22 protein-coding genes are annotated in these 22,221 nt (G+C 59.5%); 16 read left to right on the top strand and 6 right to left on the bottom strand.

From position 1 onward, the window contains the following. The first annotated feature begins 121 nt into the window (after positions 1-121). The gene (locus tag TM1040_RS17080; RefSeq protein ID WP_011539847.1) at positions 122-1,000 is read left to right on the top strand and encodes a glycoside hydrolase family 25 protein; all 879 of its coding nucleotides are present in this window, start codon (positions 122-124) and stop codon (positions 998-1,000) included. 218 nt (positions 1,001-1,218) lie between these two features. Here TM1040_RS17080 and hemC read toward each other — a convergent pair whose 3' ends face one another. Further along, positions 1,219-2,175 carry a hydroxymethylbilane synthase gene (hemC, locus tag TM1040_RS17075; protein WP_011539846.1) on the bottom strand — a complete coding sequence of 319 codons (957 nt, stop codon included), beginning with the start codon at positions 2,173-2,175 and terminating at the stop codon, positions 1,219-1,221. Between the two features lie 120 nt (positions 2,176-2,295). Between hemC and hemE the strand changes: the two genes are divergently transcribed. Further along, entirely contained in the window at positions 2,296-3,333 is a 1,038-nt protein-coding gene (gene hemE, locus TM1040_RS17070; protein WP_011539845.1) for a uroporphyrinogen decarboxylase, read from the top strand. 58 nt (positions 3,334-3,391) lie between these two features. Here the strand turns inward: hemE and TM1040_RS17065 are convergent, their stop codons facing one another. Next, positions 3,392-4,513, bottom strand: coding sequence for a CaiB/BaiF CoA transferase family protein (locus TM1040_RS17065; protein ID WP_011539844.1), 1,122 nt, complete (start codon positions 4,511-4,513; stop codon positions 3,392-3,394). A gap of 201 nt (positions 4,514-4,714) precedes the next feature. Here TM1040_RS17065 and TM1040_RS17060 point away from each other — a divergent pair, with 201 nt between their 5' ends. From TM1040_RS17060 to uvrC, 7 genes are all read left to right on the top strand, one after another. Further along, complete coding sequence (locus TM1040_RS17060; RefSeq protein ID WP_011539843.1) at positions 4,715-5,260, top strand: CoxG family protein; 546 nt, start codon at positions 4,715-4,717, stop codon at positions 5,258-5,260. A 197-nt stretch (positions 5,261-5,457) separates the two neighbouring features. After that, positions 5,458-6,387, top strand: coding sequence for an ABC transporter ATP-binding protein (locus TM1040_RS17055; RefSeq protein WP_011539842.1), 930 nt, complete (start codon positions 5,458-5,460; stop codon positions 6,385-6,387). After that, entirely contained in the window at positions 6,384-7,145 is a 762-nt protein-coding gene (locus TM1040_RS17050; protein ID WP_011539841.1) for an ABC transporter permease, read from the top strand. The genes TM1040_RS17055 and TM1040_RS17050 overlap by 4 nt, the downstream gene beginning before the upstream one ends. A gap of 238 nt (positions 7,146-7,383) precedes the next feature. Beyond that, positions 7,384-8,181 (top strand): S49 family peptidase, encoded by a 798-nt coding sequence (locus tag TM1040_RS17045; RefSeq protein WP_011539840.1) that lies wholly within the window; start codon positions 7,384-7,386, stop codon positions 8,179-8,181. Between the two features lie 171 nt (positions 8,182-8,352). After that, a complete protein-coding gene (locus tag TM1040_RS17040) occupies positions 8,353-9,297 on the top strand; it encodes a calcium/sodium antiporter (protein ID WP_011539839.1) in 945 nt (314 codons plus the stop codon). 6 nt (positions 9,298-9,303) lie between these two features. After that, on the top strand, positions 9,304-10,110 hold the full coding sequence (locus TM1040_RS17035) for an SDR family oxidoreductase (protein ID WP_256378206.1): 807 nt from the start codon (positions 9,304-9,306) through the stop codon (positions 10,108-10,110). A 324-nt stretch (positions 10,111-10,434) separates the two neighbouring features. Then, positions 10,435-12,327, top strand: coding sequence for an excinuclease ABC subunit UvrC (gene uvrC, locus TM1040_RS17030; protein ID WP_193339815.1), 1,893 nt, complete (start codon positions 10,435-10,437; stop codon positions 12,325-12,327). A gap of 145 nt (positions 12,328-12,472) precedes the next feature. Here the strand turns inward: uvrC and rpsU are convergent, their stop codons facing one another. Next, positions 12,473-12,679, bottom strand: coding sequence for a 30S ribosomal protein S21 (rpsU, locus tag TM1040_RS20095; RefSeq protein ID WP_005614280.1), 207 nt, complete (start codon positions 12,677-12,679; stop codon positions 12,473-12,475). Positions 12,680-12,796: 117 nt separating this feature from the next. Between rpsU and TM1040_RS17020 the strand changes: the two genes are divergently transcribed. The 6 genes from TM1040_RS17020 to rplT all read left to right on the top strand — a co-directional run bounded on the left by TM1040_RS17020 (position 12,797) and on the right by rplT (position 17,377). Beyond that, positions 12,797-13,507: a COQ9 family protein gene (locus tag TM1040_RS17020; RefSeq protein WP_011539836.1), complete on the top strand. Its 711-nt coding sequence runs from the start codon at positions 12,797-12,799 to the stop codon at positions 13,505-13,507. Positions 13,508-13,623: 116 nt separating this feature from the next. Next, positions 13,624-14,628 (top strand): NAD(P)H-quinone oxidoreductase, encoded by a 1,005-nt coding sequence (locus TM1040_RS17015; protein WP_011539835.1) that lies wholly within the window; start codon positions 13,624-13,626, stop codon positions 14,626-14,628. A gap of 347 nt (positions 14,629-14,975) precedes the next feature. Beyond that, entirely contained in the window at positions 14,976-16,421 is a 1,446-nt protein-coding gene (pyk, locus tag TM1040_RS17010) for a pyruvate kinase (protein ID WP_011539834.1), read from the top strand. Positions 16,422-16,457: 36 nt separating this feature from the next. Beyond that, positions 16,458-16,679: a hypothetical protein gene (locus TM1040_RS17005; protein ID WP_011539833.1), complete on the top strand. Its 222-nt coding sequence runs from the start codon at positions 16,458-16,460 to the stop codon at positions 16,677-16,679. 116 nt (positions 16,680-16,795) lie between these two features. After that, the gene (gene rpmI / locus TM1040_RS17000) at positions 16,796-16,996 is read left to right on the top strand and encodes a 50S ribosomal protein L35 (protein WP_009178285.1); all 201 of its coding nucleotides are present in this window, start codon (positions 16,796-16,798) and stop codon (positions 16,994-16,996) included. Positions 16,997-17,011: 15 nt separating this feature from the next. Then, a complete protein-coding gene (rplT, locus tag TM1040_RS16995; RefSeq protein WP_011539832.1) occupies positions 17,012-17,377 on the top strand; it encodes a 50S ribosomal protein L20 in 366 nt (121 codons plus the stop codon). Between the two features lie 113 nt (positions 17,378-17,490). Here rplT and TM1040_RS16990 read toward each other — a convergent pair whose 3' ends face one another. Beyond that, positions 17,491-18,474, bottom strand: coding sequence for an adenylate/guanylate cyclase domain-containing protein (locus tag TM1040_RS16990; RefSeq protein ID WP_011539831.1), 984 nt, complete (start codon positions 18,472-18,474; stop codon positions 17,491-17,493). 221 nt (positions 18,475-18,695) lie between these two features. Between TM1040_RS16990 and pheS the strand changes: the two genes are divergently transcribed. Next, entirely contained in the window at positions 18,696-19,769 is a 1,074-nt protein-coding gene (gene pheS, locus TM1040_RS16985; protein ID WP_011539830.1) for a phenylalanine--tRNA ligase subunit alpha, read from the top strand. 398 nt (positions 19,770-20,167) lie between these two features. On the opposite strand, the gene leuD is transcribed toward pheS, so the two are convergent. Then, the gene (leuD, locus tag TM1040_RS16975; protein ID WP_011539828.1) at positions 20,168-20,773 is read right to left on the bottom strand and encodes a 3-isopropylmalate dehydratase small subunit; all 606 of its coding nucleotides are present in this window, start codon (positions 20,771-20,773) and stop codon (positions 20,168-20,170) included. A 12-nt stretch (positions 20,774-20,785) separates the two neighbouring features. After that, complete coding sequence (gene leuC, locus TM1040_RS16970; protein ID WP_011539827.1) at positions 20,786-22,189, bottom strand: 3-isopropylmalate dehydratase large subunit; 1,404 nt, start codon at positions 22,187-22,189, stop codon at positions 20,786-20,788. Positions 22,190-22,221 lie beyond the last annotated feature (32 nt).

The following is a 22,221-nucleotide window of genomic DNA, read 5'->3' as shown; positions in this document are numbered from 1 at the left end:
TCGCGGCATAGGTGTAAATTCGCTCAATTGGCGTGAGCCCTGCGTAAATCTCGTATTCTGCGTTGAAGCACTGCTCTGTCTCCGGCTCTATGGAGACAGGCAATTCTTTGAGGCGGGTATTATGATTTTTCATCGTTTGTTAAGCATGGGACTACTCGCGGCTCTCGCAGCCTGTGGCAGCACTACACAGGATGCAGTGCCTCCCCCGCCTCTGGAGGCAGCGGCCGAACAGGTCGTAAACCCTGCCTTCGCCCGTGCCTATGCCGCTCTGTCGACCTATCCAAAATACGGCGACAACGATCCGCATGACTGGGAGGGGGGAACGCCATGGGCTTACCCTATTCACGGTATTGATGTGGCGCGATACCAAGGAGCGATAGATTGGCGGCAGGTGGGCGCGGCAGGCGTGTCCTTTGCGTGGATCAAGGCGACCGAAGGTGGCGATCTCCTTGATCCCGAGTTCAAGTCCAACTGGCGCGGCGCACGGCGGGCCGGGGTGCGGCGGGGCGCCTATCATTTCTATTATTTCTGCCGTAGTCCCGAAGATCAGGCGCGCTGGTTTATTCGCAATGTCCCAAAAGAAGCGGGCAGTTTGCCCCCGGTTCTGGATATTGAGTGGAACCACACGTCGCCGAGTTGCAAGCGCCGCCCGTCTGGCGCGGAAGCGCGCCATGAGGCGGAGCGCTTTATCAAGAAGATCACGCAGCATTACGGGCGCAGGCCCGTGGTTTATACAACTGTCGACTTCTACCGCGACACCAACATCGGTCGACTGCGCGGTGTCGATTTTTGGCTCCGTTCGGTGGCTGGCCACCCGGAACAGGTCTATCCGGGCGCATCTTGGGCGTTTTGGCAGTACACCGGTACCGGGTCGGTGCCGGGCATTACGGGGGATGTGGATCTCAACGTCTTTGCCGGGAGTGCCGAAGGCTGGCTGAAGTGGCTAGGCTACCAGAAGTATGTGGAGTCAGAACAAGTACCCTCTCGGCCCGAGGAGTAAGCCATTCCCTCTCTGAGAGGCTCTGCGCTCCGTTTGAGCGGATCGCCCAGGGCGAGCACATCGTCCATGTCGCTGCGCCTGCTGGGTTCAAGCCCTTTGAGAGAGACAGCGTTTCCACTGCAGCCTAGGTATAGGCCCGCCGTTTGAAGGACAGCGGGTTGGTCCGTATGTAAGAGCCGCTCTGAGGACAGCCGCCCTGAGTTCAGGCGCCATAGGCACTAGTGCGCGAAGAACCCTGCGCCTGCGCGGGCTCTGAGCGTCTCACCCATTTGGCGACCGAGTTCTGCGCCGTCTTCGATTGCGCCGTCCTGTTCGTCACTGAGGGCCTCTGAACCGTCGGGGCGCAGGATCTGACCGCGCAACTGAATGGTGCCGCCAGAGAGATCGGCAAGTGCGGCAATCGGTGTTTCGCAGGACCCATCCAAGGCGGCGAGGAAGGCGCGTTCGGCGGCAAGGCGCAAACTTGTCTCGGCGTGATGGATCGCCTCAAGCATCGCGGCAGTGGTGATATCGCTGCTGCGGCGCTCGATGCCGATTGCACCCTGAGCCACTGCGGGCAGCATGTCGTCGACCGAAATGGGCGTCGCAGGCACGGCTTCTGCCATATCAAGGCGCCTCAGTCCCGCCATGGCGAGAAAGGTTGCGCTGGCGACGCCGTTTTCGAGTTTCTGCAGCCGGGTTTGTACGTTGCCGCGGAACTCTACCACTTGCAGGTCGGGACGGCGATGCAACAGCTGCGCGCGTCTGCGCAGCGATGAGGTGCCCACAACTGCGCCTTCGGGCAAATCTGCAATGCTGTGAATCCCGGGTGACACAAACGCATCGCGCACATCTTCCCGAGGCAGATAGCAGTCAAGCGTCAAGCCCTCGGGCTGCAGTGTCGGCATATCCTTCATGGAGTGAACCGCAATGTCGATCCCGCCAGAGAGCAAGGCCTCCTCGATCTCCTTCGTGAAGAGACCCTTGTTGCCGATCTCCTTGAGCGGCCGGTCGGCGTCGATCATGGCGCGATTGTCGCCCGTGGTCTTGATCACCACGATGTCAAAGGCCGTGGGCTCCAGCTCAAAGGCGCGCGCCAGTCGGTCGCGGGTCTCATAAGCCTGTGCAAGCGCGAGCGGCGAGCCACGGGTGCCGATCTTGAGGGGCGAAGCGGGAGAGGGCAGGGTCAAAGTCATGCCGACAGGATTAGTCGCGACATTATGCCGTGGCAAGCGCTTGGATGCGCAGGTTGGCAAGCCTTGACAATTTGCCGCTGAGGCTAGACCTCAGGGGGACCGCAATGAGAGGGGCAGAGCATGGGCCAACAGAAGACGATCCTACGCGCATTGGCAGGCGAAACGCAGGCCGTGCCGCCGATTTGGATGATGCGTCAGGCCGGGCGTTACCTGCCCGAATACCGCGCGACCCGGGCACAGGCCGGGGATTTTCTGAGTCTATGCTACAATCCCGAACTGGCGGCAGAGGTGACACTGCAGCCCATTCGTCGCTATGGCTTTGATGCGGCTATCCTGTTTGCCGATATTCTTCTGGTGCCACAGGCGCTGGGGGCAGACCTTTGGTTTGTCACCGGCGAGGGGCCGCGCCTCTCCACGATCACGACAGATGCGGATTTTGCCAAGCTGGGGCCAGCCAGTGATGTGCACGAAACCCTGAGCCCGATTTACGAGACGGTGCGAATTCTGTCGAAAGAGCTGCCGTCGGAGACCACCTTGATCGGGTTTGCGGGCGCGCCATGGACGGTTGCGACCTATATGATCGCAGGACGTGGAACGCCGGATCAGGGACCGGCGCATGCCTTGATGCAGGAAAACACCCCCCTGTTCGAGGCGCTTTTGGCACGGATTACCGAGGCGACCATCAGCTATCTCTCAGCCCAGATCGAAGCTGGCGCAGAGGTTGTGAAGATCTTTGACAGCTGGGCGGGATCGCTCAAGGGAGAGGCATTTGACAAATACGCGCTCGAGCCGGCACGTCAGATCACCGCGGCCCTGAAGGCGCGCCACCCGCATGTCCCCGTAATCGGCTTTCCGCGCGAGGCCGGCGAGAAGTACATCGGTTTTCACGCAGCGACAGGTGTGGATTGTGTTGCGCTCGACAACTCCGTCGACCCGGAATGGGCGGCGGAGCATGTGCAGGTCGCAGGCTGCGTGCAAGGCAACCTTGCATCGCGGCACATGGTCAGCGGTGGAGAGGCGCTCGTTCAGGACACCCGCCGGATCGTCAAGGCGTTCTCGAAGGGGCCGCATATTTTCAACCTCGGACATGGTATCACGCCGGATGCGGATCCCGACAACGTGCAACGAATGATCGATACCGTACGCGAAGGCGCTTAGGCGCGCAGGATTGCACGCTACAAAGATCTGGTCATTCCGATGAGGGGGCGCTGCCCCCTCAAACACCCCCGGGGTATTTCTCGTTGGAAGAGGGGGAGACGTCCGCGCGCAGCATCGCAAGTATCTCCGCTCGGTGCTCGTCACGATTTGGCGGCTTTTTGGGCGCTCGTGTCTGCCCGTCAAAGCGAGGTGCGGGGGCCGCTTGCAGTATGCCCCCTGTGGTGTGCCAGGTCTGTCTGTCGTTCATCGGGTCCTTGGCAGCCTCGGACGGGGACAGAACCTTGGTGACGCAGGCATCACTGGTGGCAAACAGGGCTGACCAGTGCTCGCGGTCTTGCGTGGCAAAAAGGCGAGCGAGCCGCGAGGTAAGAGCTGGCCACGAAGCCTTGTCGAACTGCTGCTGAAAATCGGTATCCTGCGCGAGGTTTAGTCTCTCCAGAAAAATTTCGTAGAATTTCGGCTCAAGACATTGGACCGCGATATAGCCTCCGCATCTGCAACGATAGGTTCTGCTCCAATGGGGACCGTCGAGCAGGTTCTCGCCGCGTGTTTCGCCAAAGCTGCCAGCTTGGCGCAGGGCCATCAAAAGAGTCATCATATGTGCGGAGCCATCGTAGATCGCCGCGTCGACAACGGTGCCCATGCCGGTTTGTGCGGCGCGCAAGAGGCCGGCCAGAAGCCCTGCGACGAGGTAGAGCGCGCCGCCCCCGATATCACCCACAAGGGTGGCCGGCGGCATAGGGGCGTTACCGGCATTCGACGCGGGCCAAAGCGCGCCGGAGAGCGCGATGTAATTCAGGTCGTGTCCAGCCTCGTTGGCTCTGGGGCTGTCTTGCCCCCACCCCGTTAGCCGGCCGTAAACAAGGCGTGGATTATTACTCTGCATGGCTTGGGGGCCGAGCCCGAGACGTTCCATCACGCCCGGTCTGAACCCCTCAATTAAGCCGTCCGCGGTTGCAATGAGATCCTGTGCGATCTTCAGATCGCTCGGGTCCTTGAGGTCCAGAGCAATGGATTTCTTGCCCCGATCCAGGATAGAGCGCTCTGGCATGATGGATGTGGCCGCAGCGCCTTTGCGGTGAATGCAGATGACCTCGGCGCCGAGATCCGAAAGCATCATGGCCGCAAATGGGGCGGGACCGAGCGCTTCGATTTCAATGATGCGTATGCCTTCGAGCAATTTCTGTCCTCCTGCAACTGGCCGATAAGGTGGCTCAGCTTGCGCAGGCGGTGGGCTTTGCTGTCAACCTATTGGCTTTGAGGCGACGCAACGTAGCCTTGGCGTCGATACTGGCCCGAGGATGGTTCTTGGCAGAGAGGCGAAATTACGTCTAGGTGAGGGGCGGGGCCAAAACGGACCGAAAACGAGGGGAGATGCGCCATGCAAATGAGTGATCAGAAGGAAATTGCCGCCGATCCAGCGAGCGTTTACGCGGCTTTGCTAAGCCCGGAGGTGCTGAAGGCCTGTGTACCGGGCGCGCAAGATGTCAGCGGATCCCCCGAGGAGGGGTTTGAAGCCAAGGTGACGCAGAAGGTGGGGCCAGTCAAAGCGACGTTTACAGGGCATGTAACGCTGTCCGATATGGTCCCGGGCGAAAAACTGACGATCTCTGGCGAGGGGAAGGGTGGTGCCGCAGGTTTTGCCAAAGGTGGCGCGGTTGTCACCTTGACGCCGAGTGAAACCGGGACCTTGCTGTCATACGAGGTTGAGGCGAAGGTGGGGGGCAAGCTCGCACAACTGGGCAGTCGCATCATCGACGGTTTCGCCAAGAAGATGGCGGATCAGTTCTTTACCAACCTGCAGGATGCGCTGGCTCCGGCCCCTCTTGATGCAGCAGATGCAGAGGAGGATGCGGAAGCGGGTGGTGCAAAGCCAAAAGGGTGGTTCCGCAAACTCTTGGGGGGCGCGTCGGAGGAGAATACGTAAAGGTAGATTAGCCTTTTGGTGCTGGTCGATGCGGGAGCCGTATCGGTCAGGACGAGACTGCATCCATGCACATGCAGATGCGCGGTGATTGGGGGTGGCGGTAACAGGGCTCAGGCGTTACCCCTAACACAAAAGGTGAACAGAGCGGTTTACCCTCTGATTGCTGTTGTCCGAGCATGATCCGAACTGGAGGCCGCATGAGCACCATCTTGTCCATTACTGACCTGCGAAAATCCTATGCGGGAGGGTTCGAGGCGCTGAAGGGGGTGAACCTTGACATCGAAGAAGGCGAAATCCTTGCCTTGCTCGGCCCCAATGGTGCTGGGAAAACAACCCTGATTTCAACGATCTGCGGTATCTCGACCGCGAGCTCGGGATCCGTGACGGTTGGCGGGCACTGCATTGAGCGTGCCTATCGTGCGGCGCGGGAGATGATCGGTCTGGTTCCGCAGGAGATCAACCTGGAGCCCTTTGAGACCGTCATGAACTCCGTGCGGTTCTCACGGGGGCTTTTTGGCAAACCCAAAAATGATGCCCTGATCGAAGAGATCCTGAAGAAGCTGTCGTTGTGGGACAAGCGGAAGAGTCAGATCAAGGAACTTTCAGGCGGGATGAAGCGCCGGGTTCTGATCGCCAAGGCGCTCAGCCACGAACCGCGGGTGCTGTTCCTGGATGAGCCCACCGCCGGCGTGGATGTCGAGTTGCGCAAGGACATGTGGGACGTGGTGCGAGAGCTGCGCGAAAGCGGTGTCACCATCATTCTCACCACGCATTACATCGAAGAAGCAGAGGCCATGGCCGACCGTGTGGCAGTGATTGCCGCAGGTGAAATTCTCTTGGTCGAGGAAAAATCCGATCTGATGGCCCGGATGGGCAAAAAGGAACTGCAGGTTATCCTGACCGAGCCTCTTTCAACGGTGCCGCAGGCGCTTGCGCAGCATGAATTGCGGCTGGGCGAGGATGGGCGGTCCTTGATCTACACCTATGATGTCAAAGCCGAACGCACCGGCATCACATCGCTGTTGAATGATGTGGCCGCCGCTGGGCTGGTGCTGGCGGATGTATCGACACGCCAATCCAGCCTCGAAGACATCTTTGTCGGGCTTGTATCTGGAGAAGACGCATGAACTGGACTGCTATTGCCGCCATTTACCGTTTTGAAATGGCGAGATTTTTTCGCACGCTTGCGCAGAGTTTCATCTCTCCGGTTCTGTCGACTTCTCTTTACTTCGTGGTGTTTGGCGCGGCCATCGGCAGTCGCATTGATGAGGTCGAAGGCGTCTCTTACGGGGCGTTTATTGTGCCGGGGCTCATCATGCTCAGCGTCATTACACAAGGGATCTCAAACGCATCCTTCGGGATCTATTTCCCCAAGTTCATTGGGACGATCTATGAGCTCTTGTCGGCACCGGTCAATTTCCTCGAAATTGTTCTGGGCTACGTCGGTGCCGCCGCGACCAAGGCGCTGTTTATTGGGGTTGTGATCCTCGGCACGGCCTATCTCTTTGTGGATATTACCATCGCGCATCCATTTGCGATGATCCTGTTCCTGGTTCTGACGTGCATCAGTTTTGCGCTCTTGGGGTTCATCATCGGGATTTGGGCCAAGAATTTTGAGCAACTCCAGCTGGTGCCGCTGCTGATCATCACACCGCTGATCTTTCTCGGGGGCTCGTTCTACTCGATTTCGATGCTGCCGCCGGTTTGGCAGACAATCACCCTGTTCAACCCGGTTGTCTATCTGATCTCGGGCTTTCGCTGGTCTTTCTTTGGGGTGGCGGATGTTCCGATTGGATTGAGCCTTCTGGCCATCGCGCTGTTCACCGGCTTGTGCTTGCTGGTGATTGGCTGGATTTTCCGCTCGGGCTGGCGCTTGCGCTCCTGACTTCCGGGGCTCTCCCGCCAGTCACGCCTGCATTGGAATGCAGTCCCGCCCGTTGGGCCGAGCGCCGCCCCCCCTGAGGAGGGCGGCGCGGCTGCGTCAGGTTGCCCCGGAGGCGCGACACAGCGCCGGTTTGAATACGTTGCATTTTTACCCGTTGCAGGGCCGCAAACGTAACAACGAAATAATTCCTCCCTCCCGATACCTTGTTTCCAAGGGGTGGGCATTCTACATCGGCGCCATGAGTTTTCGATTGCCCTTCACAAAACGCCCGCCCCAAGTGGCGGTGGTGCGCCTGTCCGGAGCCATTGGCATGGCTGGGCGCGGAAGCCTGAACGACTCCACGCTCGCTCCGGTCTTGGAACGCGCTTTTACGAAGGGCAAGCCGAAGGCCGTCGCCCTTGAGATCAATTCCCCCGGCGGCAGCCCGGTGCAGAGCGCGCTGATCGGGGCGCGTATTCGCCGCTTGGCTGAGGAACGCGACGTTCCTGTGATCGCTTTCGTCGAGGACGTGGCGGCCTCGGGCGGCTATTGGCTCGCTGCGGCTGCGGACGAGATCTATGCGGATGCGAGCTCGGTTGTTGGGTCGATCGGCGTGATTTCCGCGGGCTTTGGCGCGCATGTGTTCTTGGCGCGACAGGGGCTGGAGCGCCGCGTGCACACTGCTGGCGAGAGCAAAAGCATGCTCGATCCTTTCCGCCCGGAAAACGAAGAGGATGTGGCGCGCCTGAAGGGGCTGTTGAACGATATCCACGCTAATTTCATCGATCATGTGACCGACCGTCGGGGAGAGAAGCTCTCCACCGAGGAAAAGCTCTTTACCGGAGAGATCTGGCTGGCGCGGCGCGCCAAGGAGCTCGGTTTGATCGACGGCATCGGCCATCTGAGGCCAGTTCTGCAAGAGCGGTTTGGGGACAAGGTGCGCCTGCGCCGCCACGGTATCAAAAAGCCCTTCCTGAGCCGGTTTGGCCTGTCCATGGCCGAAGATGCGTTGGCAGCGGTTGAGGAGCGCGCCCAGTTTGCGCGTTTTGGCCTTTGACGTGATCCTCAAGATCGTCTCTCTGTTTCTGGTTGTCATGGCTGTCCTCGCCATGTTCGGGCGTTTGCGTTTTCCGGGACAAAAGAAACTCAATTCGGCTCGCTGCCCGTCCTGTGGACGTTTCAAAATCGGCAGGGGCGCCTGTGACTGTGGACGAGGAGGTCCAAAACCATGATGCCCTGGCTGCTTTCTGTCCTAGGCTTGGTAATTCTGTTGCTGGCAGGTGATGCGCTGGTGCGCGGCGCGGTGAACCTCAGTCTGCGGGTTGGTATTCCTGCGTTGATCGTCAGCCTGACCATCGTGGCATTTGGCACCTCTGCGCCAGAGCTGCTGATCGCGATCCAGGCGGTGCATGAAAATGCCGACGGTATCGCACTGGGTAACGTGGTGGGGTCCAATACGGCCAACATACTTTTGGTGCTCGGGCTGCCCGCCTTGATGCGTGCACTGCACACAAGCGAGTGCAACACGCGCAAGAACTACATCTTCATGATTGCGGCCTCGGTGCTGTTTATCGCGCTGGCCTTTGTTGGGACCTTCACTTGGGTCTCGGGCGTTGTCCTTCTGCTGGCGCTCTTTGGCGTACTGTTTACGGCTTTTCGCGAGGCTCAGGCGCATCGTGCTGCCGGGGAAGACGACGAACTCGAAGAGATTGACGAAGCCGACCCGGACATGCCGTATTGGCGCATCGGCATATATCTGGTGCTCGGTTTGATCGGTTTGCCTCTTGGTGCAGAGCTTTTGGTCGAGAACGCGACCATCATCGCGCGCATGTATGGGCTCTCTGAAACCGTGATCGGCCTGACGTTGGTGGCGCTGGGCACCTCGCTGCCTGAGCTGGCCACAACGCTGGTTGCGGCCCTGCGCCGACAGGCGGACGTTGCCTTGGGCAATGTGATCGGCTCAAACATGTTCAACCTTCTGGCAATCATCGGTCTGACCACTTTTGTGGGGCCGATCACCGTCGACCCGGCCTTCCTGCGCTTTGATCTCTGGGTGATGCTGGCGTCGTCCTTGCTGATCATCCCGTTTGTGTTCTTCCGACAGGACATTACGCGCATCTGGGGGATCATATTGACGGGGCTTTATGTGGTCTATGTATGGTCTCTGCTCTAGGTCTTTGTGAAAGCCACAAAGACAAAGGGATCAAACATGCGGGCATTGGTAACCGGAGCGGGTAAGCGTTTGGGGCGGGCAATGGCCTTGGCGCTTGCAGAGGACGGCTATGACGTTGCCGTCCACTATGCCTCATCGGAGCAAGACGCCAACGATGTCGTGGCGCAAATCGAGGCACGAGGCCAGCGGGCCGTCGCGTTGCGAGCGGACCTGTTGCGAGATACAGAAACCGAGGCGTTGCTCCCGCAGGCAGCTGAAGCGCTCGGTGGGGACATCACCTGTCTCATCAACAACGCGTCAATTTTTGAACCTGATGATCTCGCCTCCGTGACCCGCGACAGTTGGGATCGTCATATGCAGAGCAATTTGCGAGCGCCTGTGCTGTTGCTTCAGGCGTTGGCCGCGCAGTCTCTGCCGGATCTCTCGGATGAGGCCGGCGAGCCCCGCGCTGCGGCTGTGGCGATCAACATGGTTGACCAGCGGGTCAACAAGCTCACCCCGGACTTCCTGAGCTACACACTGGCGAAATCCGCGCTTTGGACCCTGACGCAGACGGCAGCGCAGGCCTTGGCGCCACGGATCAGGGTGAATGCAATTGGACCGGGACCGACGCTTCAGGGGCCGCGCCAGAGTGTTGCCGACTTTGCTGCGCAACGTCGCGCCACCCCGCTGCAGCGCGGCGCGGGAGAGCAGGACATCACCTCGGCGCTGCGCTATCTGGTCGGCGCGCCGGCCATTACCGGACAGCTCATTTGCGTCGATGGCGGGCAGCATTTGGCCTGGCAGACGCCAGATGCGTTGCTACCGGAATAACCTGTCAGAGAAGGGCGCGAGCTTCATCTTTGGGGTGCAAAAGAAGGGTTTCCGGCGCGACTTATGCACCCATCACAGCACCGTCACAGAGTCGTTACAAAAACCCAAGTGTTTTCAATGATTTGGGGCGATGGGTGGGAAAATGTCAAAAAAATCAGTGTGCTACCGGATTGATTAAATTTTAAGCAAATCAGCGAAGTCGCCCAACATAAAGGGAAAATTCAAACAAGCCCAAAGTTACCCGCATTGTTATCCACAGGAATGGTGGATTCATCACAGCTTGAACTTCACGCCTGAAGATTGCAGCACATGGCTCAGAATCATATGTCAGAGACTATGAACGACATCAGCGCAGAATCGCCCGACCAACCCGAGCCCCCCCGCACCGGATACGGTGTCATTCAGGCATACCTGAAGACGCTTGATTCATCGCCGGGCGTGTACCGTATGCTCGATCACGAAAGCAGGGTGCTCTATGTCGGCAAGGCGCGCAATCTGCGGGCGCGGGTGTCCAATTACACCCGCCCGGGACATACGCAGCGCATCGAGACGATGATCTCACAAACCAGCCGCATGATGTTCCTGACAACGCGCACCGAAACCGAGGCGCTCTTGTTGGAGCAAAACCTCATCAAGCAGCTGAAGCCCAAATACAATGTGCTGCTGCGCGACGATAAAAGTTTTCCCTACATCATGGTGAGCAAGAACCATGCTTTTCCGCAGCTGAAAAAGCACCGCGGCGCACGCAAGGGGAAGGCGAGCTTCTTTGGGCCCTTTGCCAGTGCCGGGGCGGTGAACCGGACGTTGAATCAGTTGCAAAAAGCGTTCTTGCTGCGCAACTGCACAGACACCATGTTTGAAAACCGCACCCGGCCCTGCCTGCAGTATCAGATCAAACGCTGCTCTGGCCCATGTGTGGGAAAGATCTCGCAGGCGGATTACGCCGACAGTGTCCGGGATGCAGAGCGGTTTCTGGCGGGACGCTCCACAAAGATCCAGGAAGAGCTTGGCGCTGAGATGCAAGCCGCCTCGGAAGCGATGGAATATGAGCGCGCGGCAGCCTTGCGGGACCGGATCAAGGCGCTGACGCAGGTGCAATCGGCGCAGGGCATCAACCCGCGTGGCGTGTCCGAGGCTGACATCATTGGCCTGCATTTGGAAAACGGGCTGGCCTGCGTGCAGGTGTTTTTTATTCGCGCCAATCAGAACTGGGGCAATCAGGACTTCTACCCGCGCGTGGCCGAGGATATGTCCGCCGCCGAAGTCATGGAGGCTTTCATTGGCCAGTTCTATGACAACAAGGATGTTCCACGTCAGCTCATCTTGTCGGATGACATCGAAAACGCAGATCTGATGGCTGTGGCACTCAGTGAGAAAGCCCGGCGCAAGGTGGAAATCGTGGTGCCCCAGCGGGGCGAGAAGACCGAGCTTGTGGCCTCGGCTGTGCGCAATGCCCGTGAAAGCCTCGCTCGCCGGATGTCCGAGAGCGCCACACAGGCCAAACTTTTGCGCGGCATTGCTGATGCTTTTGGGCTGGAAGCTCCGCCAAACCGCATCGAGGTTTACGACAACTCTCACATTCAGGGCACCAACGCCGTCGGTGGCATGATCGTCATGGGGCCTGAGGGCTTTATGAAAAACGCCTATCGTAAGTTCAACATCAAGGATGGTGAGGTCATTGCAGGCGATGACTTTGGCATGATGAAGGCGGTGCTGAACCGCCGCTTCTCCCGCCTGTTGAAAGAAGACCCCGACCGCCAAAAGGGCATGTGGCCGGATCTTCTGCTCATTGACGGCGGTGCGGGGCAGGTATCGGCCGTGGCCGAGATCATGGAGGAGCATGGCGTGCAGGACATTCCCATGGTCGGGGTGGCCAAGGGTGTCGATCGCGACCATGGCAAGGAGGAGTTCTACCGCCCCGGCGAAAACGCCTTTGCGCTGCAACGCAATGATCCTGTGCTTTACTTCATTCAACGCATGCGCGACGAGGCGCACCGGTTTGCCATCGGCACCCACCGGGCCAAGCGGGCAAAATCTCTTGTGGCCAATCCATTGGATGACATTCCCGGCGTCGGCGCGCGTCGCAAGAAGGCACTTCTGACGCATTTTGGCAGCGCCAAGGCGGTGAGCCGCGCGAACCTGTCGGATCTCAAGGCGGTGGACGGCGTCTCAGACGCGCTGGCGGAAACGATCTACAACTATTTTCAGGTGCGCTGATTGCCATTTGTGGGTCCGGGGCTCGCCGGATCGTGACTGGATCTCGAACCTGTGGTGCCCACAAAATGAAACCCCCGCGACCGAGGTCTGCGGGGGTTTTATTCTTAAACAGTATCCAGAAGCGACTGGAGACGTGCGAGTGACCTCAGAGGAGACCTTCGCGCTGTGCTTTTTTGCGTGCCAGCTTGCGGGCACGGCGGATAGCTTCAGCTTTCTCGCGCGCTTTTTTCTCGGAGGGCTTCTCGAAATGTTGCTTCAGCTTCATTTCGCGGAAGACGCCTTCGCGCTGCAGCTTCTTCTTCAGGGCGCGGAGCGCCTGATCGACGTTGTTGTCGCGAACACTAACCTGCATGTGGTTTTCACCACCTTTCTAAGTTGAGTTGCAAGGATTTGCAGGAGGTGGCCGTATAGCAAGATGGTCCTAAATTGTCTAGTACTGGAACCGCCAGGACAAAGGAGCATCGCTGCTATGGCTGAAAATCAAGGAAATTTCACCGATCCCAGCACGGAAATACAGGAAAAACTGTTGGATGCTGCGTTGATGCATGTGACTTTTGATGGCTGGACCCCGGCAACCTGGGATGCGTCGGTCGCTGATTCGGGCGTAGATTCCACTCTTGCAGAGGCCCTGTTCCCGCGTCGTGCCGTGGATTTGGCGGTGGCCTACCACAAGCGCGGTGATGCAATGATGCTGGCGCGCCTCAAAGAGGCCGACCTTGGTAGCCTGCGGTTCCGGGACCGAGTTGCAGCGGCCGTCCGGTATCGTCTGGAGGCCGTGGAAGACAAAGAGGCCGTGCGTCGCGGAGCAACGCTATTTGCGCTGCCACAGCACGCCGCCGAAGGCGCAAAGCTGATCTGGGGCACAGCTGATGCGATCTGGACGGCGCTCGGGGACACCTCAGAGGATGCCAATTGGTACACCAAACGTGCCACGCTTTCGGGAGTTTATTCGTCGACGGTGCTGTTCTGGCTGGGCGATGACAGCCCGGAACATCAGGCAAGCTGGGCCTTTCTGGATCGGCGCATCGACAATGTTATGCAGTTTGAAAGTCTGAAGGCACAGGTCAACAAGAACCCGCTCCTGAAACCATTGCTGGCCGGGCCCAACTGGTTGATGAGCCATGTTCGCGCGCCAGAACGCCGCGAGGACCTGCCGGGCCGCTGGCAGCCCCGCGCTTGAGCGCGGTCTCGGAGGCGGGTGGCCCGCGCGCGGGGCGCGGCGAGAGTTTGCATGGCTTGGCCGATTGAAGCGGGGATGCTAGGTCTCTGGGCAACAGATAGCAGAGGACCGTTCCGATGACGTTAGAACTCCCGCAGACAATGCGCGCGATTGAAATCTCGGAATTTGGCGCGCCGAATGTGCTCAAGCTTGTGGAGCGCCCGGTGCCGTCCGCTGGCTATGGTCAGGTGGTGATCCGCGTTGCATATGCCGGAGTGAACCGGCCGGACGCCTTGCAGCGTGCCGGCGCCTACGCGCCGCCGAAAGGCGCGAGCGACCTACCTGGGCTGGAGGCCTCAGGCGAGATTGTCGCGCTGGGCGAAGGTGTAACCGGCTGGAATCTTGGTGATCGCGTCTGCGCCTTGCTGCCCGGCGGCGGTTACGCGGACTATGTCGCTACGCCAGCAGCCCATTGCCTGCCGGTTCCTAAAGGGCTGAGCCTCAAGGAAGCCGCCTGCCTGCCCGAGACCTGTTTCACGGTTTGGTCGAATGTCGTCACGCGCGGCGGCCTTCGCGCCGGAGAGCGTTTCCTTGTGCATGGCGGGTCCTCGGGAATTGGCACCACCGCCATTCAGTTGGCGTCTGCGCTGGGGGCGCGGGTCTATGCCACCGCGGGGTCGGACGACAAATGCGCTGCCTGCGTCGGACTCGGGGCAGATGTCGCGATCAATTATCGCGATGAAGATTTTGTCGAGATCCTCAGGGCAGACGGGGGCGCACATCTTATTCTGGACATGGTGGGTGGGGACTACATCCCCCGCAACATTAAGGCGCTCGCGGATGATGGGCGGCTGGTCCACATTGCCTTTCTGCAAGGCCCAAAGGCGGAGCTGAATTTTGCGCAGATCATGGCGCGCCGTCTCACGGTCACGGGATCAACTCTCCGTCCCCAAAGCGACCTCGCCAAGGCGCGCATCGCCCGGGATCTGCTGGAGGCCGTTTGGCCGCTGATCGAGGCTGGAAAACTGCGCCCCGTGATGGACTCGACCTTCGCATTGGCGGAGGCCGCCATTGCACATGCGCGCATGGAGGGATCGACCCATATCGGAAAAATCGTGCTGGAGGTCGCAGGCGCCGACTGACGCGCTGGAGATACAGCTGCTGGCGTTTATCCGATCATTTGTCGATTTTTTATCGGCGAGAGGGGGCAAGTCCCTAGCCAAGAGCATTCTTCTTGCTTCAAACGCAGTTGCCCGCGCGCAGGGCGATCACATAGGATCAAGGTGTCATGCTGGGGTCATCAGAGCGACATCAATTGGTGATCAAAGTCGAGAATAGTTGCGGCACAGCGTGAATTGGGCCATAAGGCCCGCAGAAATGTTTGCGTTAACGGTCTGTGTGAAGCTTTTGGTTGCATAGCGCCCTACCACGTAAATTCGTTATCAAGATTTGCCGTTCAAAAATGCGGCTGCCGAAGGATGGAGATCCCATGAAACGCACGCGCAATGTCAAAATCGTGGCCACGCTCGGTCCTGCCTCCGAGACCTACGAGACCATTCGCGCTCTGCATGAGGCAGGTGCGGATGTGTTCCGCCTGAATATGTCCCACGGCAGCCACGATGAAATCGCGGTGAAGCACAAGATCATCCGCCAGGTCGAAGAAGACCTGGACTCCACCATCGCCATTCTGGCCGACCTGCAGGGACCTAAACTCCGCGTCGGCGTGTTTGCGAATGGTGCCGAGGAACTCGAAGAAGGGGCAAATTTCCGCCTTGATCTCGATCCGGCCGAGGGCGATCTGTCGCGCGTTTGCCTGCCGCACCCCGAGATTTTTCAGGCGCTGGAGCCCGGTGCTTCGCTTCTGGTCAACGATGGCAAGATCCGTCTCAAGGTGGAGGATTGCGGCGAGGATTATGCCAATTGCGTCGTGACCACCGGTGGCACCATCTCGAACCGCAAGGGTGTGAATGTTCCCGATGTGATCCTGCCGTTGGCGGCACTTTCGGAAAAAGACCGTGCGGATCTGGAGTTTGTCTGCGAGCTCGGTGTCGACTGGCTGGCGCTGTCCTTCGTACAACGCGCAAAAGACGTCTTTGAGGCCCGCGCTCTGGCTGATGGGCGCGCCGCAATCCTCTCCAAGATCGAAAAGCCCGCCGCCGTCGACAACTTTGCAGAAATTCTGGATGCCTCCGATGGCATCATGGTAGCGCGCGGAGATCTTGGCGTTGAGCTGCCGGTTTCGCATGTGCCGCCGATCCAGAAACGCCTGGTCCGCAAGAGCCGCGCGGCCGCAAAGCCCGTGATTGTGGCGACACAGATGCTCGAGAGCATGATCGAGAGCCCGATGCCCACCCGTGCAGAGGTCTCTGACGTGGCAACCGCGATCTACGAGGGCACCGACGCTATCATGCTCAGCGCGGAGTCTGCAGCGGGTCAGTACCCTATCGAAGCGGTTCAGACGATGGACAAGGTCGCAACCGAAGTGGAGCAGGACCCGACATATCGCGACATTATCGCCGCTTCCCGCTCTTCCAAGGGTGACACCATCGCGGATGGCATCGTGGCAGCTGCGCGCGAGATTGCGGAGAAGACCGAGATCAAGGCGATCTGCTGTTTTACACAGTCCGGAACCACCGCGCTTTTGACTGCGCGCGAGCGGCCCTATGTGCCGATCCTCGCGCTGACACCGCTGGCAAAAACCGCCCGCCGCCTTTGCCTGACCTGGGGTTGCAACTGTGTGGTTACGCCCAAGGTGGATCGCTTCAAGGGGGCTGTGGTATCTGCTGCGCGTGCCGCGCGTTCGGGTGGCTTTGCCTCTGAGACGGATCAGGTTGTCGTCACTGCCGGTGTGCCGTTCAACGTACCGGGCACCACCAATATCTTGCGCATTGCGCCTTGTGATGAACGCCTGATTTACAATACCGACCCGGAATAATACCCTTTCCCCCGTATGTATTAGGGGGTGAGGCGTATGGACACGGACCTGTTATTGGTGACTGGGCTGATACTCGCCTGGCTTGGTGTGCCTGCCTTCTTTGCAGCCTATGCCCATCGCCGCAGCCCGATAACGGCTGCGGCGATGCTGATTCTAGGGGGTGGCTGCATCGCTTGGGCAGTGCTGAACCACCCGGGTGGGTATAGCCTCGCTGATGTTCCGGATGTCTTTTTTCGGGTGATCGGGCGCTTTCTATGATCAAAACCGCTTGCCCTTTGTGAGTGGCTGACGTAAAGGGCAGCCCTGTTCGCGCGACCGGCCAGTGTGGCATGCCGAGTCGCGTGTGTAGCGAACCTACGAATAAGGAGACGGAAATGCCCAAGATGAAGACAAAATCGAGCGCCAAAAAGCGCTTTAAAGTGACCGCGACCGGCAAGGTCATGGCTGGTCAGGCCGGCAAGCGCCACGGCATGATCAAACGTCACAAGAAATTTATCCGTGATGCACGCGGAACCACCACCCTGTCCGCACCGGACGCAAAGATCGTCAAGGGCTTCATGCCCTACGACCGCTAAGAGGAGATCTGAGATATGTCCCGCGTTAAAGGTGGTACCGTCACTCACGCCCGTCATAAGAAGGTCATCAAGGCAGCCAAAGGTTACTACGGCCGTCGCAAGAACACCTTCAAGGTTGCCCGTCAGGCCGTCGATAAGGCCAACCAGTATGCAACCCGTGACCGGAAGAACCGCAAGCGTAATTTCCGCGCCCTGTGGATCCAGCGTATCAACGCTGCCGTCCGCAGCCACGACGAGGCTCTGACCTACTCCCGCTTCATCAACGGCCTGAACCTGGCCGGTATCGAAGTGGACCGTAAGGTTCTGGCCGACCTCGCCGTACACGAGCCCGAAGCTTTCGGTGCGATCGTGCGTCAGGCACAGGACGCGCTGGCTGCCTGATTTTCAGGTGAAGCCAAACGGATTGAACCCGCCGAAGCAATTCGGCGGGTTTCTTGTTTTTATATCCTGATAATTCTTCAAGAGCGGTGCTAGGTCCGCACAGGGCAGTGGCCTCACTCGGCTTCTGACCAGCGTCGCTTCAGGAGAGAATAGGCAGCCATCCCTCCAATTGGCCAGAGGGACCACATGACGCCCTGCCAGCTGAAAAGGTTCACCAGTAGCAGAAAGGCTGCGATCACACATAGTTTGACCGGGATGCCACGAAACTCCGTGCGTCCAAGCAGGCGCGGCCCGTCTCGCAACCCGATCACCATTGCGATCACCAGCAGCGGCCAGTGCGCCCAGATTCCCCGTCCTGAGGCAAGGTCGATCACAAAAAGCCCGGCTGCGACAAGCACCAGTGTCTTGCTGCGCTTGCTTAGCGGCAGGCGGCGGCCAACGAGCCGATCCAGCCCGCGCAGGGGCACCTCTTCTGGGTCCTCAGCGTCATCCGTCAGCCCATAGTCACGCTGAGGCGCGTCGGCAAACGGATCGGGGTCCGACCATACCTGCGCGCTGCTGCGTGGATGGCTGGCGCGGCTCGGGCGCGGTGCGCCCAAAGAGATGCGATAGACTGCGACATCTTCGGGAAGGTTGCGTGGCCTGCGATCCCCCAGATACTCAAACCCGATGGAGAGCTTGTTCTTGACGTGGTCATAGACCTGTTGCGAGATCAGGACGCCACCCGGTTCTGCCATCGTTTGCAAGCGGGCTGCGAGGTTCACGCCCTCGCCAATCAGATCCTCGCCATCACAGATCACATCGCCCAGATTTACGCCGATCCGAAAGGAGAGGGCGCTGTCCTTGGCGGCAAGCTCCTGCTGAACCTCGATCGCACATTGCACCGCCTCGACAACCGAGGGGAAGTCGGCAATCAGCCCGTCGCCTGCGGTATTGGCGACCCGCCCGCCGTGGCGTTCGATCAGCTTGAAAAACACATCGCGCGCCGACTGCAGCTCCGTATAGGTGCCTACCTCATCGGTTGTCATCGCCGCACTGAATTGCTCGGCATCCGCGGCCAGGATCGTTGTCAATTTGCGGGTGATGCGATCATGCATAGCAAGGGCCCAAATGAATACAGGCCCAAAGTGGGCTTTCGCGCCGCCGCATGCAAGGGGTTTGCGGTTTCCAATGACAGCACAGCTTTGGCGACAATGAGGGGGCAATCGTAGACGCAGGGCGACAGGAATGGGCTATGTCGTCGCTCCGGCGCCTCGGGTGCTTGCTTTCGACGCCTCGTGTGGTAGCAGGACATCAAAGCGAGACTTGAGGGGCCGTCATGGACGATCTTAAAGCAAAATACCTCGGCCAGATCGCCGAAGCCACGGATGAAAACGCGCTGGAGGCCGTGCGCCTCGCGGCTGTGGGCAAGAAGGGCGAAGTCGCCCTCAAAATGCGTGAATTGGGCAAGATGACACCGGAAGAGCGCCAGGTGGCCGGCCCGGCGCTGAATGCGCTCAAGGATGAGATCAACGCGGCGCTGGCGGCCAAGAAGGCAGCGCTTGGCGATGCGGCCCTGGATGAGCGTCTGCGCTCGGAGTGGCTCGATGTGACGCTGCCAACGCGTCCGCGCCGCCAAGGGTCGATCCACCCGATTTCTCAGGCGTCCGAGGAGCTGACTGCGATCTTTGCGGAAATGGGGTTCTCCGCTCAGGAAGGCCCGCGGGTTGATACCGACTGGTACAACTTTGATGCGCTGAATATCCCCGGCCATCACCCGGCCCGTGCCGAGATGGACACGTTCTACATGCACCGCGCCGAGGGCGATGATCGCCCGCCGCATGTACTGCGCACGCACACAAGCCCCGTTCAGATCCGCTCGATGGAGAAACTGGGCGCGCCCTTGCGCATCATATGTCCCGGTGGCGTCTACCGCGCCGACTATGATCAGACCCACACCCCGATGTTCCATCAGGTCGAAGGGCTGGCGCTGGACGAAAACATCTCCATGGCGAACCTCAAATGGGTTCTGGAGGAGTTCGTGAAGAGCTTCTTTGAAGTGGACGAGGTTGAGCTGCGTTTCCGCGCGTCGCACTTCCCCTTCACGGAGCCCTCCGCAGAGGTCGACATCCGCTGCAGCTGGGACAATGGTCAGCTGAAGATCGGCGAAGGCGACGACTGGCTTGAAATTCTCGGTTCCGGCATGGTGCATCCGAAGGTGATCGCCGCTGGCGGGATCGACCCCGAAAAGTATCAAGGCTTTGCCTTTGGCATCGGGATCGACCGGCTGGCGATGCTGAAATACGGAATCCCAGATCTGCGCGCCTTCTTTGAGAGCGACCTGCGCTGGTTGCGTCACTATGGCTTCAGCTGTCTGGACGTGCCGACACTGCATGGCGGCCTGAGCCGCTAAGTGTTTCTAATCGGCTTGTATCTGGCGCGGTACATCGACTGGTGTGCCGCGCTTTCGCGTAGAATGAGGCATTGGCAGATCCTTGTGATTGAGATGGCCTCATTCATCGGGTTCGTGCTCTGTGTCAAACTCATGCCTGTCTGGGTTGCGGCAGTGTATCTAGTTGTGATCGCAATTCCGGTCGGTATTTTTGCTTTCTCGGCATTTCGGGGCAGACGCCAGCGCGCCGATGACGTTTCTGCGCTTCAGGTGCAAAATCAAAAGAGCCGAAAGCTGCTTGAGAGGTCTAGGAACCGTTAGGCAGTTTCGCCGCGATCAAGAGTGCGTTCAACACATTATCCAAACAAAAGGCCGCCCCATTCAGGGCGGCCTTTTCTAACTTTCAGATGTCATTGGGCTCAGACCCAGGGGCGCTCTTGCGCTGCGCGCTCTTCATATGCCTTGATCGCATCTGCTTTCTCAAGCGTCAGACCAATGTCGTCGAGGCCATTGATCAGGCAGTGCTTGCGGAAAGGATCAACGTCAAACTTGATCACATCACCCTCGGAGGTGGTTATCTCCTGAGCCTCAAGATCCACGGTCATGCGGGCGTTTTCGCCCTTCTCCGCGTCCTTCATCAGCAGGTCGACCTGTTCCTGCGGCAGAACGATCGGCAGCATGCCGTTCTTGAAACAGTTGTTGAAGAAGATGTCGGCAAAAGAGGTGGAGATCACCACTTTGATACCGAAATCTGCCAGTGCCCAAGGCGCGTGCTCGCGCGAGGAACCACAACCGAAGTTGTCGCCTGCCACCAGGATGGAGCTCTCGCGGTAGGCCGGTTTGTTCAGCACGAAGTCAGGCACTTCGTTGCCCTGCCGATCATACCGCATCTCGTCAAAGGCATGCACACCAAGGCCGGAGCGTTTGATGGTTTTCAGGAACTGCTTGGGGATGATCATATCGGTGTCGATGTTGACCAGCGGCATTGGCGCCGCAATCCCGGTGAAGGTTTCGAACTTTTCCATGGGTGTTGTCCTTCAGAGCTCGCGAACGTCGGTGAGTTTGCCGGTAACGGCAGCAGCGGCGGCCATGGCTGGCGACACCAGGTGCGTGCGTCCCTTAAAGCCCTGACGGCCTTCAAAGTTCCGGTTGGAGGTGGAGGCGCAGCGCTCGCCCTCGCTCAGCTGGTCGGGGTTCATTGCCAGACACATGGAGCAGCCCGCCAGACGCCATTCGAAACCGGCATCCTTGAAGATCTCGGCAAGGCCCTCTTCTTCTGCCTGGGCGCGCACGAGGCCGGAACCCGGAACCACCATGGCGCGCATGCCGTCCTTGATCTTCTTGCCTTTGACTACATCCGCAGCGGCGCGCAGATCTTCGATGCGGCCGTTGGTGCAGGAGCCGATGAACACGGTGTCGATCTCGATGTCCGACAGCTTCATCCCGGGGGTGAGGCCCATGTAGTCAAGCGCGCGGCGCGCGGCCTCGACTTTGCCACCAGTGAAATCCTCGGGGGCGGGGACGGTTGCGGTGATCGGCAGCGCGTCTTCGGGGCTGGTGCCCCATGTGACGGTCGGCGCGATGTCTTCGCCGCGGATGGTCACAATCTTGTCCCAATGGGCGTCGTCGTCAGAGTAGAGCGTTTTCCACCAGTTCACGGCGGCTTCCCACTGCGCGCCTTTGGGGGCATGCGGGCGGCCTTTGACGTATTCAAAGGTGGTCTCGTCGGGCGCGATCAGGCCGGCGCGTGCGCCGCCCTCAATGGCCATGTTGCAGATTGTCATGCGGCCTTCCATCGACAGATCGCGGATCGCTTCACCGCAATACTCGATGACATAGCCAGTGCCGCCACCGGTGCCGGTTTCGCCAATGATGGTCAGAACGATGTCCTTGGCGGTCACGCCCGGCGACAGCTTGCCGGTGATCTCGACCTTCATGTTCTTGGACTTCTTCTGGATCAGCGTCTGGGTGGCAAGCACATGCTCCACCTCCGAGGTGCCAATGCCATGCGCCAGCGCGCCAAAGGCACCGTGGGTCGCGGTGTGGCTGTCGCCACAGACCACGGTCATACCGGGCAGGGTCCAGCCTTGCTCGGGGCCGACGATGTGCACGATACCCTGGCGGATGTCGGTCACCGGATAGTAATGCACGCCGAACTCACGCGCGTTGGTGTCAAGGGCGGCTACCTGGATGCGGCTGTCCTCCGGCATCTGGTCGGGGTTTTCGCGTCCTGCAGTGGTGGGGACGTTGTGATCTGGCACCGCGATGGTTTTCTCTGGCGCGTGCACCTTGCGACCTGCCATGCGCAGCCCTTCAAAGGCTTGCGGGCTTGTCACCTCGTGAACGAGGTGACGGTCGATATAAAGCAGACAGGTGCCGTCTTCGGCTTCTTGCGCGACATGCGCATCCCAGATCTTGTCATAGAGTGTTTTGGGGGACATCGGTCCTCTCCCGTATGTGGGTAAATGTGCTG

The sequence above is a fragment of the Ruegeria sp. TM1040 genome (assembly GCF_000014065.1).
In the GTDB taxonomy this organism is placed as follows: domain Bacteria; phylum Pseudomonadota; class Alphaproteobacteria; order Rhodobacterales; family Rhodobacteraceae; genus Epibacterium.
Note: the sequence above shows the minus strand (reverse complement) of the source record. Positions and strands in the feature narration are given on the sequence as shown.

What these genes read in the sequence shown, in the direction of transcription:
- TM1040_RS16990 (WP_011539831.1), bottom strand. Translation starts at nt 18,474, where the DNA reads ATGCATGATCGCATCACCCGCAAATTGACAACGATCCTGGCCGCGGAT.
- hemE (WP_011539845.1), top strand. Translation starts at nt 2,296, where the DNA reads ATGGGCCAACAGAAGACGATCCTACGCGCATTGGCAGGCGAAACGCAG.
- uvrC (WP_193339815.1), top strand. Translation starts at nt 10,435, where the DNA reads ATGTCAGAGACTATGAACGACATCAGCGCAGAATCGCCCGACCAACCC.
- TM1040_RS17055 (WP_011539842.1), top strand. Translation starts at nt 5,458, where the DNA reads ATGAGCACCATCTTGTCCATTACTGACCTGCGAAAATCCTATGCGGGA.
- TM1040_RS17045 (WP_011539840.1), top strand. Translation starts at nt 7,384, where the DNA reads ATGAGTTTTCGATTGCCCTTCACAAAACGCCCGCCCCAAGTGGCGGTG.
- TM1040_RS17080 (WP_011539847.1), top strand. Translation starts at nt 122, where the DNA reads ATGATTTTTCATCGTTTGTTAAGCATGGGACTACTCGCGGCTCTCGCA.
- TM1040_RS17015 (WP_011539835.1), top strand. Translation starts at nt 13,624, where the DNA reads ATGACGTTAGAACTCCCGCAGACAATGCGCGCGATTGAAATCTCGGAA.
- rpsU (WP_005614280.1), bottom strand. Translation starts at nt 12,679, where the DNA reads ATGCAGGTTAGTGTTCGCGACAACAACGTCGATCAGGCGCTCCGCGCC.
- pheS (WP_011539830.1), top strand. Translation starts at nt 18,696, where the DNA reads ATGGACGATCTTAAAGCAAAATACCTCGGCCAGATCGCCGAAGCCACG.
- TM1040_RS17060 (WP_011539843.1), top strand. Translation starts at nt 4,715, where the DNA reads ATGCAAATGAGTGATCAGAAGGAAATTGCCGCCGATCCAGCGAGCGTT.
- TM1040_RS17040 (WP_011539839.1), top strand. Translation starts at nt 8,353, where the DNA reads ATGATGCCCTGGCTGCTTTCTGTCCTAGGCTTGGTAATTCTGTTGCTG.
- hemC (WP_011539846.1), bottom strand. Translation starts at nt 2,175, where the DNA reads ATGACTTTGACCCTGCCCTCTCCCGCTTCGCCCCTCAAGATCGGCACC.
- leuD (WP_011539828.1), bottom strand. Translation starts at nt 20,773, where the DNA reads ATGGAAAAGTTCGAAACCTTCACCGGGATTGCGGCGCCAATGCCGCTG.
- rplT (WP_011539832.1), top strand. Translation starts at nt 17,012, where the DNA reads ATGTCCCGCGTTAAAGGTGGTACCGTCACTCACGCCCGTCATAAGAAG.
- rpmI (WP_009178285.1), top strand. Translation starts at nt 16,796, where the DNA reads ATGCCCAAGATGAAGACAAAATCGAGCGCCAAAAAGCGCTTTAAAGTG.
- TM1040_RS17005 (WP_011539833.1), top strand. Translation starts at nt 16,458, where the DNA reads ATGGACACGGACCTGTTATTGGTGACTGGGCTGATACTCGCCTGGCTT.
- leuC (WP_011539827.1), bottom strand. Translation starts at nt 22,189, where the DNA reads ATGTCCCCCAAAACACTCTATGACAAGATCTGGGATGCGCATGTCGCG.
- TM1040_RS17050 (WP_011539841.1), top strand. Translation starts at nt 6,384, where the DNA reads ATGAACTGGACTGCTATTGCCGCCATTTACCGTTTTGAAATGGCGAGA.
- TM1040_RS17020 (WP_011539836.1), top strand. Translation starts at nt 12,797, where the DNA reads ATGGCTGAAAATCAAGGAAATTTCACCGATCCCAGCACGGAAATACAG.
- pyk (WP_011539834.1), top strand. Translation starts at nt 14,976, where the DNA reads ATGAAACGCACGCGCAATGTCAAAATCGTGGCCACGCTCGGTCCTGCC.